This window comes from Pseudomonas sp. BP01, assembly GCF_022760795.1.
GTDB classification, from domain to species: Bacteria; Pseudomonadota; Gammaproteobacteria; order Pseudomonadales; family Pseudomonadaceae; genus Aquipseudomonas; species Aquipseudomonas putida_Q.
Map to the genome: position 1 here is coordinate 57604 of NZ_JAFBKA010000001.1, position 13771 is coordinate 71374.

Sequence of the window (13771 nt, forward strand, 5' to 3'; positions counted from 1 at the left end):
TCATGTCCCAGATGGCTAATCGACATCAACCGCAAAGACACGCTCACGCCGAGAACAGCTACAAAAAGGAGGTACAACCTAAGCAACGGAAGCGAAGGAATGGCAACGTGCTTCTAGCAGGGCGTGAAAAACCGACGGCTGTACATTCCGGAATGTCACTAGTCATGGACAGCAGAGATAAGCGTTGTTAGGCACCTCGTCCTCAGACAACGCATTGCTATAAACACCTCTGTAGCCTTACAGGAAGCGATTAGAGCAACGCCCCACGACACCCTTAGGCACAACACGAAGCAATGCCAATGTGCCACCAAATATGACAAGGCTTGGAGAGAGGGCTTTTGCAGCTTAGAATGCACAGCACGATGCACCACTTAGGTGTACCTAAACGCTGTCACACTTCGAGATTTTTAGCGAGAAAAGTCCTTTAAAATCATGGACTTATAGAATGGAGGCGGCCCCACCAGCCACACCCCGGCACTCGATGTTCCCGCTATGGCTGCTCCCTTCCGGGCCTGACCAGGTTAACGGGTAATCAATGCGGGGGGACCGACGGGGCCACCACTACATGCCTCGCTGAGCAGCGAGTGGCGCCATTGTACCGGTCTTGCGGGCAGATACAACCTCTGAGGGAGAAAAAGTCATCATTTCTCAATGACTTGTCAGGCGCATGGGCGCTGAACCGGCGCGCAAACCTGTGGGAGCGGGCGTGCCCGCGAAGAAGGCACCGCGGTGGATGGCACCGGCTTTGCCGGTGATCGCCGGCAAGCCAGCTCCTACAAGGACCGTACAAGCTTCTGAATCTTGGTATCGAGCCAGAATGTTGGGGTCGGGGATAGCGCAGGGCTTCAGATAGCGATGCCCTGTTCGGCCAGGAATGTGACGAAGGCATCTTCGTCCAGCACCTTCACGCCCAGCTCAGCGGCCTTGGCCAGCTTGGAGCCTGCCCCCGGCCCTGCCACCACGCAGTGGGTCTTGCCAGACACCGAGCCGGCCACCTTGGCCCCCAGGCTTTCCAGCTTGTCTTTGGCGATGTCGCGGCTCATGCGCTCCAGCGTACCAGTCAACACCCAGGTCTGGCCGGCCAGCGGCAAGCCCTCGGCTACCTTCTTCTCGCTGCTCCAATGCATACCGAACGCCAGCAACTGGGCTTCGATATCCCGCGCCAGCTTTTGATTCGCTTCATCCTTGAAGAACTCACGCACTGCGTCAGCCTGCTTGGCCGCCAGGGCCTGGCGCAGGTCGATGCCGTCGGCGGCGATGATCTTGTCCAGGCTGTCGAGCTTGGCCACCAGCTTCTCGGCACCGGTCGGGCCGACCGAGGCGATGTCGAGCTTGGCGATCATCCCGGCCAAGGTGGTGCTGGCAGCGAATTCGGCAGCCAGTTCGCCTTCGTCCTGTAGCTGCATGCCGCTGGCCAGAAGCTGCTCAATGACCTTCTGGTTGTGCTCGTCTTCGAAGAAGTTGTGAATCTCGTAGGCCACTTCCAGGCCGATGTCCGGCAGGTAAGTAAGCACCTGCGGCAGCGCCTGCTGCACGCGCGCCAGGCTGCCCAGCGAGCGGGCCAGCACCTTGGCGGTCTCTTCGCCGACATCCGGAATGCCCAGGGCGTAGATGAAGCGCGCCAGGCTTGGGCGCTTGCTGGCTTCGATGGCATCGAGCAACTTCTTGCTGGACACCTCGGCAAAGCCTTCAAGGCCGACAATCTGCTCGAACTCCAGCTTATACAGATCCGCCGGCGAGCGGATCAGGCCTTCGTCCACCAGTTGCTCGACGCTCTTCTCGCCCAGGCCGTCGATGTCCATGGCACGGCGCGACACGTAGTGAATGATCGCCTGTTTGAGCTGGGCGCCACAGGCCAGGCGACCGACACAGCGGTACACCGCACCTTCGCTGGTGGTTTCCTTGCCTTTGCTGCGCTTGACCAGCTGGGTACGTTCGACCTGCGAGCCACACACTGGGCACTCGCTCGGCACTTGTACCGGGCGGGCATCTTCCGGGCGGCGCTCCAGCACGACTTGCATCACCTGCGGGATCACGTCACCGGCACGGCGGATGATCACCGTGTCACCAATGCGCAGGCCCAGGCGGGCGATTTCGTCCATGTTGTGCAAGGTGGCGTTGGACACGGTCACACCGGCAACCTTGACCGGCTTCAGGCGCGCCACTGGCGTTACCGCACCTGTGCGGCCAACCTGGAACTCGACGTCCAGCACCTCGGTAAGCTCTTCCATGGCCGGGAACTTGTGGGCAATTGCCCAGCGTGGCTCACGGGCTCGGAAACCCAGCTCGCGCTGGGCCGCCAGGCTGTTGACCTTGAACACCACGCCGTCGATTTCGTAAGGCAGGCTGTTGCGCCGCTCGCCGATGTCGCGGTAGTAGGCCAGGCACTCATCAATGCCTGCTGCGTGCCTGAGCTCGCGGCTGATCGGCAGGCCCCAAGCCTTGAGCTGCTCGAGGGTGCCGATGTGGCTGTCGCCGATACTCTCGGACACCTGGCCAACGCCATAGCAGCAGAACTCCAGCGGGCGGCTGGCGGTAATCTTCGAGTCCAGCTGACGAAGGCTGCCGGCGGCTGCGTTGCGCGGGTTGGCGAAGGTCTTGCCGCCGGCTTCGGCCTGGGCGGCGTTGAGCCGGTCGAAACCGGCTTTACTCATGTACACCTCACCGCGCACCTCCAGCAGCGCCGGCCAGCCCTGGCCCTGCAGCTTGAGCGGGATGTTGCGCACCGTGCGCACGTTGGCGCTGATATCCTCGCCGGTGGTGCCGTCACCACGGGTAGCGCCCTGCACCAGCTGGCCGTCGCGGTACAGCAGGCTCACGGCCAAGCCATCGAGCTTGGGTTCGCAGCTGTAGTCAACCGCCCCGGGCTGGTCGAGGCCTTCTACCACGCGGCGGCCGAACTCACGCAGGTCGGTTTCTTCGAAGGCGTTGCCCAGGCTGAGCATGGGCACTTCGTGGCGCACCTGGCTGAAGGCGGACAACGCCTGGCCACCGACACGCTGGGTTGGCGAATCGGGGGTTACCAGGTGAGGGTGTTCAGCCTCAAGCGCCTTGAGCTCGTTGAACAGGCGGTCGTATTCGGCATCGGGCACACTGGGCTCGTCGAGCACGTAGTAGCGGTAGTTGTGCTGGTCGAGTTCGGCACGCAGTTCGTGGATACGGGTTTCGGCGGTCATTTTCAGGGTCTCTTGCAAAGCAAAAAGAGCAGCCTGGGGTGGTGTCTGGGGGCCTGGATTGGTAATTGCCTGACCCGGCCCTATCGCCGGCAAGCCAGCTCCCACAGGTACACCACGAGCCTGGAAGGCAGTGGTACTCCTGTGGGAGCTGGCTTGCCGGCGATAGGGCCGGGTCAGGCAGTAACTCCCGAACCGACCAGCACGCCCTCAGGCTGCTCTTTCGTCTGGATCTGTCAGCGCTTCTGGGTCAGCGCGCGGCGCTCGAACTCGACGATGCGCTGGCGGTAGTGCTCGATGGTCTGGGCCGTCAGCACGCTGCGCTGGTCGTCCTTGAGCTCGCCGTTGAGTTCGTGGGCCAGCTTGCGCGCCGCGGCGACCATCACGTCGAAGGCCTGCTTCGGATGACGGGGGCCCGGCAGGCCAAGGAAGAAGCTCACTGCACGGGTGCTGAAGTGGTCGATGTCGTCCAGGTCGAACACGCCAGGCTTGACCGCGTTGGCCATGGAGAACAGCACTTCGCCGTGGCCGGCCATGCTCTCGTGGCGGTGGAAGATGTCCATTTCGCCGAAGCGCAGGCCGCTTTCCAGAATGTTCTGCAGCAGTGCCGGGCCTTTGAAGCCGCCCTCGTCACGGGAGATAACGCTGATCACCAGCACTTCCTCGGCCGGGGGCAGCTCCTTGAGGCTGGTGGCAGGCGTCGGGCTGCTGCTGCGGGTGTTCTCGGCGGCAAAGTCGTCATCGCTGTCGGCAAACAGGTCAGGCTCGCGCGTGTCGGCACTCAGGTTCAGGTCGCCCTGCTGCACATCCGCCGCTGCGGTGGCGCGCTTGTTGCGTTTGCTGGCCTTGGCCGGCTTGGGCTCGCGTTCGCGATCACGCGAAGAAGCGCTGAGCGACGGCAAGTCGCTTTCGTCCAGCTCAGGCTCCTTGTGGGCGTCCAGCACACGCGACGGGCCGAGCACTTCGGCACCGCCACCCTCTTCTTCCGGCAGGTTGGAATAACTGCGATCCAAACGGAATTTCAACTTGCCTTTCCCGCCGCGCATGCGGCGCCAGCCGTCGAAAAGAATCCCGGCAATGACAATGATGCCGATGACGATCAGCCACTCGCGCAGACCGATTTCCATGTAATCCCGTGCCTCTATAAAAATATGCTTGAAAACAAAGGGTTCAAAGCCCTTTAACACGTGGCGCCAACTCTATGTTCTGACAGGCGTTTTACCCACGCAAAAAACGAGTGACATTAAGCTAGCACGACCAAAGACAACTTTACACCGTCTGTCGCACATGACGGGGGCATTTCGCTACAGAATGTGCCCCCATCGTCGCACATCAAGCGTCGACCATGGCCATGGCCGCCTCCACATCAACTGCAACAAGACGTGAACAACCCGGTTCATGCATCGTCACCCCCATCAACTGGTCCGCCATTTCCATGGCAATCTTGTTATGCGTGATGTAGATGAACTGCACGCTTTCACTCATTTCCTTGACCAGGCGCGCATAGCGCCCGACGTTGGCATCGTCCAGCGGCGCATCGACCTCGTCGAGCATGCAGAACGGTGCGGGGTTCAACTTGAAAATGGCAAACACCAGCGCCAAAGCGGTCAGTGCCTTCTCGCCGCCGGACAGCAGATGGATGGTGCTGTTCTTCTTGCCCGGTGGTCGCGCCATGATCGTCACCCCTGTATCGAGTAGATCTTCGCCCGTCAGTTCCAGATAAGCGCTGCCGCCACCGAAAACTTTTGGGAAAAGTGCCTGTAATCCGGCATTTATCTGATCAAAGGTATCCTTGAAGCGGTTACGCGTTTCCTTGTCGATCTTGCGGATGACGTTTTCCAGGGTCTCCAGGGCTTCGACCAGGTCGGCGTCCTGCGCGTCCAGGTAGCGCTTGCGCTCGGACTGCTGCTCGTACTCCTCGATGGCGGCCAGGTTGATCGCGCCCAGGCGCTGGATGCGTGCTTCAAGCTGCTCCAGTTCCTGTTCGGTACCCTGCTCGCTGGCCTCTGCCTCCAAAGTGGCGAGTACACCTTGCAGGTCGTAGCCATCGGCCAGCAACTGCTCTTGCAAGGTCTTGCGGCGCACGTCCAGGCCCTGGCACTCCAGGCGCAGTTGTTCCAGTTGGCCGCGCAGCAGCTGGGCTTGCTGCTCGGCCTGGGTGCGGCGCTTTTCGGCATCACGCAGTTCGCGGTCGGCTTCGTCCATGTGCAGGCGGGCCTTGCGCATTTCCTCGTCGACGCTCATGCGCCGCTCCAGCAGCTCTTCGAGCTTCAGGCGCAGTTCTTCCTGAGGGGCCTCGCCCTCTTCCAGGTTCAGGCTCAGTTGCTCCTGGCGCTCGGTCAGGCGCGCGGCCTGCTGCTCCAGGCGCTCCAGGGCCTGACGGGTAGAGTCGTGCTGGGCGCGCAGCGAACCCAGGCGCACGGCCAACTGGTGGGCGTGGTCCTTGTGCTGGCGGGCCTCTTGGCGCACCCGGTCGAGGCCTTCGCGCAGGGTGTCGCGGCGGGCCATCAACTGCTCACGCTGCTCGGTGTCCTGGGCCATCAGTTCCAGGGCCTCCTGCAGCAGCAAGCGGGCTTCGCCCAACTGCTCGTGCTCGAGGGCGCGCTGCTCTTCCAGCTCGGCCAGTTCTTCAAGCACGCGCCGACGGCGCAATTCGACCTGCTCGGCTCGGGCACGGCTGGCTGACAGGCTGGCGTTCAGCTCGCCATGCAGACGGTTTTCTTCCTGGGTGCGGCGGCGCAGCTGTTCGCGCTGCTCTTCCTGGTCCAGCTGCTGCTCGCGCAGGGCCTGCAGCTGTTGCTCCAACTGCTCCAGTGCCGCCTCCTGCTCATGTTGCTCCTGGCCCAGGCGCTCGATCTCCTGGCCGCGCGCCAGCACGCCGCCTTCGGCTTCACCGCCACGGCGTACCCGCAGGAAGTGCTGGCCTACCCAGTAGCCATCGCGACTGACCAGGCTCTGCCCTTCGCCAAGCGACGCGCGCTGTGCCAGCGCCTGGGCCAGGTCTTCCACAGGCTTGACCTGGCCCAGCCAGGGCGCCAGGTCGATACGGCCTGCGACCTTTTCCAGCAGGCTGCCGGGCAACGATGCCCCCTTGCCGCTGGCCTGCAGCAAACGCAGCTCACCTTGCTCAAGGCCTGTGAAATCGAGCGTGTTGAAGTCGTCCACCAGCACGGCCTGCAGATCGGCGCCAAGCACCGTTTCTACTGCCAGTTCCCAACCTGGCTCTACCCGCAAGCCCTCAGCCAAGCGTGGCTGTTGCTCCAGACCTTGGCCTTGCAGCCAGTCTGCAGCACCAGCGCCCGGCTCCAGGGCAGCCTGCTGCAAGGCTTCGAGCGAGGCCAGACGACCCCCCAGGCGCTGCAAGTCGCCCTGGGCCTGCTGCTGCGCCTGGGTGGCCTGTTGCAGTTGCTCGCGCGCGCCTTCCAGGCGCTCGACCACCTGCTCTTCGGACAGCTGCAGTTCTTCCAGCAGCATTTCACTGCTGGCCAGTTGCTCGGCCAATTCGAGCATGGCCGCGTCCTGCGGGTCGCTACCCAGCTGCTCGCGCTCCTCGCCCAGCTTGCGCTGGCGCTCGGCCAAACGCTCCAGGCTGGCTTCCAGCTGTTGCAGGCGCGCCTGCTGCACTTCGGCCTGGCGGCGTGGTTCGGCGGAGCGGCTGTTGAAGCTGTCCCACTGCTCCTGCCAGCCGTGCATGCCCGACTCGGCTTCTTCAAGGGCAGCGGCGGCCTCTTCGGCGGCGGCCAGGGTCATTTCCTGCTCGGGTTCGAGCATGGCCAGCTCCTCGCCCAGGGTGGCCAGCAAGGTGCGGTCGTGGCCCAGGTGCGATTCGGTCTCCAGGCGCGTGCGCTCGGCTTCCTTGAAGTCGTCCTGCAACTGCCGCAGGCGCTGCTGGCCGTGCTGGATACTCTGTTCCACCCGGGCGATGTCACCGGCTACCGAGTAGAAGCGGCCCTGCACCTGGTTGAAGCGTTCGGACAATTCATGGTGGCCATCGCGCAGGCGCTCGATGCTGGCATCGGCGTTGCGCTGCTCGGCCACCAACGCCTCATGAGAGACATCCTGGTCGCCAATCACCGACTCGCGCTGGCGTACCTGCTCGTCCAGGCCGCGCCAGCGCAAGGCCGACAGGCGTGCCTTCGACTGGCGTTCCTGGGCTTTGTACTCGCGGTACTTCTCGGCCGCCTGGGCCTGGCGGTGCAGGCGCTCCAGCTGACGCTCCAGCTCTTCGCGCAGGTCGGTCAGGCGCGCCAGGTTTTCCTGGGTGCGGCGGATGCGGTTCTCGGTTTCGCGACGGCGCTCCTTGTACTTGGAGATGCCAGCGGCTTCCTCGATAAAGTTGCGCAGCTCCTCGGGCTTGGCCTCGATCAGCTTGGAGATCATCCCCTGCTCGATGATCGAATAGCTGCGCGGCCCCAGGCCGGTACCGAGGAAGATATCGGTGATGTCGCGCCGGCGGCACTTGGTGCCGTTGAGGTAATAGCTGTTCTGCCCGTCGCGGGTGACCTTGCGGCGGATCGAAATTTCGGCGTAGGCGGCGTACTCACCCACCAGGGTGGTTTCGCTGTTGTCGAACACCAGCTCGATGCTGGCCTGGCTGACCGGCTTGCGGCCGCTGGAGCCGTTAAAGATGACGTCGGTCATCGACTCGCCGCGCAGGTTTTTTGCCGAACTCTCGCCCATCACCCAGCGCACAGCGTCGATGATGTTGGACTTGCCGCAGCCATTGGGGCCGACCACGGCCGCCATGTTACTGGGGAAATTGACCGTCGTCGGGTCGACGAACGACTTGAACCCGGCCAGGCGAATGCACTTCAGGCGCATCGGTCAGCCTCGGGCCAGCGCCGCCAGCACCAGTTCGCAGCTGCGCTGGCCGTAGGCGGTAAGCACCTCGCGAATGCGCGGCAGATCACGGGCGACCACGGCGTCGAGCAGGCGGGCGAACAGGTCCAGGTAGTCGATCATGTTGGCCTGGCGCTGGTCCAGCGACAGGTAGTAGGCACGGCTCATGGCCGGCTGCAGGTTTTCCACGGTTTCCTGCAGGAACGGGTTGTCGGCGAACGGATAGGCCGCGCGCATCACCGCGAAGCTGTCGGCGACAAACGTCTTGATGTCGAGCTGGTCATGGGCACGCTGCAGGCGCTGCTGAATATCCAGAAACGGGCGCAGATCGGCATCGGTGCGCCATTTTTGCGCAACCGCATTGCCCAGCAGGATGTAGAACTCGCCCATCAAGGAACACAGGCTGCGCACGCTGCGCTCGTCCAGCACGGTCACATGAGCACCCCGGCGCGGCAAAATCGCCACCAGGTGCCGGCGCTCGAGGATCAGCAACGCTTCGCGCACCGAGCCACGGCTGACGTTGAGGGCCAGGGTTACCTTCTGCTCCTGGATACGCTCGCCTGGCGCCAGCTCGCCGCGGATGATGCGTTCGGCCAAGTAATCGGCAATCTGCTCGGAGAGGCTGTCCGGGGCCTTGAACGTCATGGTTTTCCTTCAAAATCATTGAACTGGGCACAAGGGGCGGATTGTAGCGTACTTGGGCGGTAATCGCGCAGAGGGCCCAGGGGGTTTATTTGACCTGCCAGACAGCCGCGCGCCCGGCGCGATCTATGCTTGTAGTATGGGCAATGTGTGCGGCCGGGCGGTGGCATGATCAATTTCTTGACCTTTGAGTCAGAAAAATATTGACCTGCTGGACAGCTGTTGCTTAGAGTCCGCCCAACAACAATAAAACCATTGCGAGGCTATCCCCGTGATCCAGTTTCTCGTCAACCAGGAGCTGCGTAATGAGCACGCCCTGGACCCGAACATGACGGTGCTGCAGTACCTGCGCGAGCACCTGGGCAAACCCGGCACCAAGGAGGGCTGCGCCAGTGGTGACTGCGGCGCCTGCACCGTGGTCGTCGGCGAATTGACCCAGGACGAACAAGGCAACGACAGCCTGCGCTACCGCAGCCTCAACTCGTGCCTCACTTTTGTTTCGTCGCTGCACGGCAAGCAACTGATCAGCGTCGAGGGCCTCAAGCATCAGGGCCAACTGCACAGCGTGCAACAGGCCATGGCCGATTGCCATGGCTCGCAATGCGGCTTCTGCACCCCAGGCTTTGTCATGTCGTTGTTCGCCCTGCAAAAGAACAGCAGCGGCCCCGACCTGCACCAGGCCCAGGAAGCCCTGGCCGGCAACCTGTGCCGCTGCACCGGCTACCGCCCGATCCTCGACGCCGCCGAGCAGAGCTGCCGCCAGCCCTGCCGCGACCAGTTCGATGCCCAGCAGGCGCAAACCATCAGCCGCCTGAAGGCCATTACGCCGACCCAGACGGGCGAGCTGAACAGCGGCGACAAGCGTTGCCTGGTGCCGCTGACCGTGGCGGACCTGGCCGACCTTTACAGTTCGCACCCCGAAGCCCGCCTGCTGGCCGGCGGTACCGACCTGGCCCTGGAAGTGACCCAGTTCCACAAGACCTTGCCGGTGATGATCTATGTCGGCCACGTGGCCGAGCTCAAACGCATCGAAAAAACCGCCAGCCACCTGGAAATCGGCGCTGCCACCCCGCTCACCGACTGCTACGGCGCACTCCACGAGGAATACCCAGACTTCGGCGACCTGCTGCACCGCTTCGCCTCGCTGCAGATTCGCAACCAGGGCACCCTGGGCGGCAATATCGGCAACGCCTCGCCCATCGGCGATTCGCCGCCCCTGCTGATTGCCCTGGACGCGCAGATCGTGCTGCGCCAAGGCGAGCGCCAGCGCACCCTGGCACTGGAAGACTACTTCATCGACTACCGCATCACTGCCCGCCAGGACAGCGAGTTCATCGAGAAGATCATCGTGCCGCGCGCCACCAGTGACTGGGCGTTCCGCGCCTACAAAGTGTCCAAGCGCCTGGACGACGATATTTCTGCCGTGTGCGCGGCCTTCAACCTCAGCATCGAAAACGGCGTGGTCAGCGGTGTGCGCATCGCCTTTGGCGGCATGGCGGCCATCCCTAAGCGGGCCCGCGCCTGCGAAGCGGCACTGCGCGGCAAGCCGTGGAACCAGGCCGCCATCGAGCGTGCCTGCCAGGCCCTGGCCGAAGACTTCACCCCGCTGAGCGACTTCCGCGCCAGCAAGGAATACCGCCTGCTGACCGCGCAGAACCTGCTGCGCAAGTACTTCATCGAACAGCAAACGCCGCACATCGAAACCCGGGTGACCGCTTATGTCTAACCATCACGTAGCCAAGAGCCAGGCCGAGATGGCCGAGCTGTTCAGCCAGGACCTCACCACCGGGGTGGGCCGCAGCGTCAAGCATGACAGCGCCGACAAGCATGTATCCGGCGAGGCGCTGTACATCGACGACCGCCTGGAATTCCCCAACCAGCTGCACGTCTATGCGCGCACCGCCGACCGCGCCCATGCGCGCATCCTGCGCCTCGACACCACGCCGTGCTATGCCTTCGAGGGTGTGCGTATTGCCATCACCCACGAAGACATTCCCGGCCTGAAAGACATCGGCCCGGTGGTGGCCGGCGACCCGCTGCTGGCCATCGACAAGGTCGAGTTCTTCGGCCAGCCCGTGCTTGCCGTGGCCGCCCGTGACCTAGAAACCGCACGCCGTGCGGCCATGGCCGCCATCGTCGAATACGAAGACCTTGAACCGGTGCTGGATGTGGTCGATGCGCTGCGCAAAAAGCACTTCGTACTCGACAGCCACACCCACCAGCGCGGCGACTCCGCTACCGCCCTGGCCAGCGCCCCGCACCGCATTCAGGGCACGCTGCACATTGGCGGCCAGGAACACTTCTACCTGGAAACGCAGATTTCCTCGGTGATGCCCACGGAAGACGGCGGCATGATCGTCTACTGCTCCACGCAGAACCCCACCGAAGTGCAGAAGCTGGTCGCCGAAGTGCTCGACGTGCCGATGAACAAGGTGGTGCTGGACATGCGCCGCATGGGTGGCGGCTTTGGTGGCAAGGAAACCCAGGCCGCCAGCCCGGCCTGCCTGTGTGCGGTGGTGGCGCGCCTGACCGGCCAGCCCACCAAGATGCGCCTGCCTCGCGTCGAAGACATGACCATGACCGGCAAGCGCCACCCGTTCTACGTTGAATACGATGTAGGCTTTGATGACAACGGCCGCTTGCACGGCATCAATTTCGACCTGGCCGGCAACTGCGGCTACTCGCCCGACCTGTCCGGTTCCATCGTTGACCGCGCCATGTTCCACTCCGACAACGCTTACTACCTGGGCGATGCCACCGTGCATGGCCACCGCTGCAAGACCAACACCGCCTCCAACACCGCCTACCGCGGCTTTGGCGGCCCGCAGGGCATGGTCGCCATCGAGCAGGTGATGGACCATATCGCCCGCCACCTGGGCCGTGACCCGCTGGCCGTGCGCAAGGCCAACTACTACGGCAAAACCGAGCGTAACGTCACCCACTACTACCAGACCGTCGAGCACAACATGCTCGAAGAGATGACCGCCGACCTGGAAGCCAGCAGCGACTACGCCGAGCGCCGCGAGTCGATCCGCCGCTTCAACGCCAACAGCCCGGTGCTGAAAAAGGGCCTGGCGCTGACGCCGGTCAAGTTCGGCATTTCGTTCACCGCCACCTTCCTCAACCAGGCCGGTGCGCTGATCCACATCTACACCGATGGCAGCATTCACCTGAACCACGGCGGCACCGAGATGGGCCAGGGCCTGAACACCAAGGTGGCACAGGTGGTGGCGCAGATCTTCCAGGTGGATTTCAGCCGTATCCAGATCACCGCCACCAACACCGACAAGGTGCCCAACACCTCGCCGACCGCTGCCTCCAGCGGCGCCGACCTGAACGGCAAGGCGGCGCAGAACGCGGCCGAAATCCTCAAGCGGCGCCTGACCGAGTTCGCCGCACGGCACTATCAGGTGACCGAGGAGGACGTCGAGTTCCGCAACGGCCATGTGCGCGTGCGCGACCAGATCGTCAGCTTCGAGCAACTGGTGCAGCAGGCCTACTTCGCCCAGGTGTCGCTGTCCAGCACCGGGTTCTACCGCACGCCGAAGATCTTCTACGATCGCAGCCAGGCACGCGGCCGGCCGTTCTACTACTACGCCTTCGGCGCTGCCTGCGTGGAAGTGATCGTGGATACCTTGACCGGCGAGTACAAGATGCTGCGTGCCGACATCCTGCACGACGTGGGCGACTCGCTTAACCCGGCCATCGACATCGGCCAGGTGGAAGGCGGTTTCATCCAGGGCATGGGCTGGCTGACCACCGAAGAACTGGTGTGGAACGCCAAGGGCAAACTGATGACCAACGGCCCGGCCAGCTACAAGATCCCGGCAGTGGCCGACATGCCGCTGGACCTGCGGGTGAAGCTGGTGGAAAACCGCAAGAACCCGGAAGACACCGTGTTCCATTCCAAGGCCGTGGGCGAGCCGCCGTTCATGCTCGGCATTGCGGCCTGGTGTGCGATCAAGGATGCCGTGGCCAGCCTGGCCGATTATCGCGTGCAGCCGAACATCGACGCGCCCGCGACACCGGAGCGGGTGCTGTGGGGCTGTGAACAGATGCGCAAGGCGGTGGCTGCCACTCAGCCTGTAGAACCGCAACTGGAAACTGTCACTCACTGAGGTTGGGTGGGCGCCTGTTCGGGCCCTATCGCCGGCAAGCCGGGCTCCCACAGGTGCTGCACCGCTGGCAAGCTCTGTGCTGTATTTGTGGGAGCCCGGCTTGCCGGCGATAGGGCCCCAACAGGCCACCTGGAATGAGGATCTGCATCATGCACCAATGGATCAACGCCCTCGCCGACCACCAGTCCCGTGGCGAAGCCTGCGTGCTGGTGACCATCATCGAGGAGCGCGGCTCGACCCCGCGCAACGCTGGCTCGAAGATGGTGGTCAGCGCCAGTGGCCTGTTCGACACCATCGGCGGCGGCCACCTGGAATACAAGGCCCTGCACATCGCCCGGCAAATGCTTGAAGAGCAGCGCACCACCCCGCACCTGGAGCGCTTCAGCCTCGGCGCCAGCCTCGGCCAGTGCTGCGGCGGCGTGACCGTGCTGCTGTTCGAGCCCATGGCCGCCGTGCAGGCGCAGATCGCCGTGTTCGGCGCGGGCCATGTCGGCCGGGCTCTGGTACCCTTGCTCGCCGCGCTGCCCTGCCGGGTGCGCTGGATCGATTCGCGTGAACAGGAATTCCCCGAGCTCATCCCCAACGGGGTGACCAAGGTCGTCAGTGAGGAACCGGTCGACGAAGTCGCGGGCCTGCCGCCAGGCTGCTACTGCATCGTCATGACCCACAACCACCAGCTCGACCTGGAGCTGACCGCCGCCATTCTCAAGCGCAACGATTTCACCTGGTTCGGCCTGATCGGCTCGAAGACCAAACGGGTCAAGTTCGAGCACCGCCTGCGCGAGCGCGGCTACGACGATGCCGTGCTGGCACGCATGCGCTGCCCGATGGGCCTGCCAGAGGTAAAGGGCAAGCTGCCCATCGAGATCGCCGTGTCCATCGCCGGCGAAATCATCGCCACCTACAACGCCTGCTTCGGCCAGCACGACGCTGCGGCCAATGCCGGCCCCATTGCCCAGTTGCTGCCGCCCTCCCGGCGCAGCCAAGCTATTTGACGAG

General features: G+C 63.6%; 7 protein-coding genes and 1 other RNA gene. 3 read left to right on the forward strand and 5 right to left on the reverse strand.

The window, feature by feature from the left end; translation table 11 throughout:
* Positions 1-455: 455 nt before the first annotated feature.
* From ffs to JOY50_RS00250, 5 genes are all read right to left on the reverse strand, one after another.
* An RNA gene (gene ffs / locus JOY50_RS00230) (signal recognition particle sRNA small type) lies at positions 456-552 on the reverse strand.
* A 293-nt stretch (positions 553-845) separates the two neighbouring features.
* A complete protein-coding gene (gene ligA / locus JOY50_RS00235) occupies positions 846-3176 on the reverse strand; it encodes an NAD-dependent DNA ligase LigA (protein ID WP_132845312.1) in 2331 nt (776 codons plus the stop codon).
* Positions 3177-3409: 233 nt separating this feature from the next.
* Positions 3410-4300, reverse strand: a complete 891-nt coding sequence (gene zipA, locus JOY50_RS00240; protein WP_243054631.1) for a cell division protein ZipA — start codon at positions 4298-4300, stop codon at positions 3410-3412.
* 205 nt (positions 4301-4505) lie between these two features.
* Positions 4506-7994: a chromosome segregation protein SMC gene (gene smc / locus JOY50_RS00245; RefSeq protein WP_138737464.1), complete on the reverse strand. Its 3489-nt coding sequence runs from the start codon at positions 7992-7994 to the stop codon at positions 4506-4508.
* 3 nt (positions 7995-7997) lie between these two features.
* Positions 7998-8657 (reverse strand): GntR family transcriptional regulator, encoded by a 660-nt coding sequence (locus JOY50_RS00250; protein WP_016498621.1) that lies wholly within the window; start codon positions 8655-8657, stop codon positions 7998-8000.
* A 268-nt stretch (positions 8658-8925) separates the two neighbouring features.
* Here JOY50_RS00250 and xdhA point away from each other — a divergent pair, with 268 nt between their 5' ends.
* The 3 genes from xdhA (at position 8926) to xdhC (ending at position 13767) form a co-directional block, all read left to right on the forward strand.
* Positions 8926-10380: a xanthine dehydrogenase small subunit gene (xdhA, locus tag JOY50_RS00255; protein ID WP_132845319.1), complete on the forward strand. Its 1455-nt coding sequence runs from the start codon at positions 8926-8928 to the stop codon at positions 10378-10380.
* On the forward strand, positions 10373-12772 hold the full coding sequence (gene xdhB, locus JOY50_RS00260; protein WP_243054632.1) for a xanthine dehydrogenase molybdopterin binding subunit: 2400 nt from the start codon (positions 10373-10375) through the stop codon (positions 12770-12772). Before xdhA ends, xdhB begins: the two co-directional genes overlap by 8 nt.
* 149 nt (positions 12773-12921) lie before the next feature.
* Entirely contained in the window at positions 12922-13767 is an 846-nt protein-coding gene (gene xdhC / locus JOY50_RS00265) for a xanthine dehydrogenase accessory protein XdhC (protein WP_019472845.1), read from the forward strand.
* The last annotated feature ends 4 nt before the right edge of the window (positions 13768-13771 follow it).

Bases quoted from the DNA above. Each gene is read 5' to 3' on its own strand.
- ligA (WP_132845312.1), bottom strand. From the start codon at position 3,176: ATGACCGCCGAAACCCGTATCCACGAACTGCGTGCCGAACTCGACCAG.
- zipA (WP_243054631.1), bottom strand. From the start codon at position 4,300: ATGGAAATCGGTCTGCGCGAGTGGCTGATCGTCATCGGCATCATTGTC.
- smc (WP_138737464.1), bottom strand. From the start codon at position 7,994: ATGCGCCTGAAGTGCATTCGCCTGGCCGGGTTCAAGTCGTTCGTCGAC.
- JOY50_RS00250 (WP_016498621.1), bottom strand. From the start codon at position 8,657: ATGACGTTCAAGGCCCCGGACAGCCTCTCCGAGCAGATTGCCGATTAC.
- xdhB (WP_243054632.1), top strand. From the start codon at position 10,373: ATGTCTAACCATCACGTAGCCAAGAGCCAGGCCGAGATGGCCGAGCTG.
- xdhC (WP_019472845.1), top strand. From the start codon at position 12,922: ATGCACCAATGGATCAACGCCCTCGCCGACCACCAGTCCCGTGGCGAA.